Origin of the sequence: Methylibium rhizosphaerae (genome assembly GCF_006386545.1) — a bacterium.
GTDB lineage: Bacteria > Pseudomonadota > Gammaproteobacteria > Burkholderiales > Burkholderiaceae_C > Pseudorivibacter > Pseudorivibacter rhizosphaerae.
In genome coordinates, this window is sequence record NZ_SWAR01000117.1 from 1 (window position 1) to 1,555 (window position 1,555).

Here is a 1,555-nt window from a genome sequence, read left to right on the forward strand (position 1 = left end):
GGCGCCTTCCTGCGCGCTGCTGATGACGGCAGTACGCCGCCCCTGCACGTCGTAGAGATAGACCTTGTCGACGCCGTCGCCTTCGTTGGTCATCCACACGCGGCCCGCGTTGTCGTACTTGAAGTACTCGACCTGCTCCTCATCGACCGCCCGGCCATCGTCGACGCGCCGCGTCACGAGTTCGCCGAAGGCATTGAACTCCGAACGCTGATGCACGGGCGTGGCACCGCTGCCGTCGCTGCTGATCGCAGAGCCGACCACCGGGCCGCGGTACATCACGATCCAATCGCCGCTGGCGTCTTTCTGAGACACCACCACCGTGCTCAGGCCAGCGATGCCACCGTCCTGCAACTGAGTCTCCGGCCATGTCAGGGTCGCGCCTCCCGACACGTCCCTCGCCAGGAGTTCCGGCGACCGGTAAATGCGAGCCTCGTGGTCGATGAGCGTCTGGTACCCCAGATCGACTCTCACGTTGCCGCCATGTGCATCGATCAGGCCGGACCACGCGAGCTCCACGGTGTTCTGCGGGTTTGACCAGGCGATTTCGTAGACCCCTTCCCGCCATCGCAAGACCCTCGAGCCAACCGCAGACTGCACTCGAGGTGCCGTGACCCCCAGTCGCACGGTGCCCTGCGACCCCGGCTCGATCAGGTCGACCTGGCGACCCAGCGCGTCGTACACGAACACCTTGTAGGTGGTCTGCAGGACACCATCCCCGTTGGTCACCGACTGCCATTGCTTGGCCAGTCGGCCGGCACGGTCGTAGGAGCTGTAGGTGCTGCGGCCTTCCGCGTCGCGCACCTCGATGGCGCGCCCGTGGCTGTCGTACTGCGTGCGGGTGTAGCGGGCGCCCGGGGCGACCACGGTATAGCCCGACTCGCTCACCGCCGTCGCCCCGTACTTGTGCTCGATCTTCACCAGCACGTTGCCATGGGCGTCGCGGGCGAACTCCGTCACCGGGCTCACGCTCCGCACGGAGCCCGCCTCGTCCATCCCTTCCGAGAAGGCCGCGCCGACGACCGCCGTCACGCGCCCAAGGGCGTCGTAGTAGCTGAAGGTGCTGGCGTCGTGTGCGTCGGTGGTGCGCACCAGGTTGCCAACGGCGTCGTAGGCGAATCTCGTGATGAGCTCACGCTCAACGACGCGCTGCGAAGCGCTGTCGTACACCTCGGCGGCGACCTGTGTCTCGCTGACCTTCCGGTTGACGCGGTCGTAGCCGTACGACGTCTTGCGGTCCTTCGCCGAAACAGGGCTCACCGGGCGACCGGCCTGGTCGTACGACGCCTCGTGTTCATACTCGATGACCGACGCGAGGTTGCCCACCGCATCGTATTCACGCTCCGTCAGGTAGCCGAGGGCATCGACCGTGGCCTTGTTGCGGCCCATGCGGTCGTAGTAGTGCCGCGTGGTCGCCCACTCGCCTGCGGTGCCGGTGCTGTTGTTCAGGCGCGACTCGCCTTCGACCTCGCCGAAGGCGTTGTATCCGTAGGTGATGGTCCTCGCCGCCACGTCGGTACGCTGGCCGTACGCCGCGCCGCCGTCATAGACGTATTCC

At 66.6% G+C, this 1,555-nt stretch carries 1 protein-coding gene; it reads right to left on the reverse strand.

Translation table 11 applies throughout. The annotated features are described in order from the left end of the window. Positions 1-1,555 (reverse strand): RHS repeat domain-containing protein (locus tag E8D38_RS27640; protein WP_140637483.1); only part of this gene is annotated, 1,555 nt, incomplete at both ends.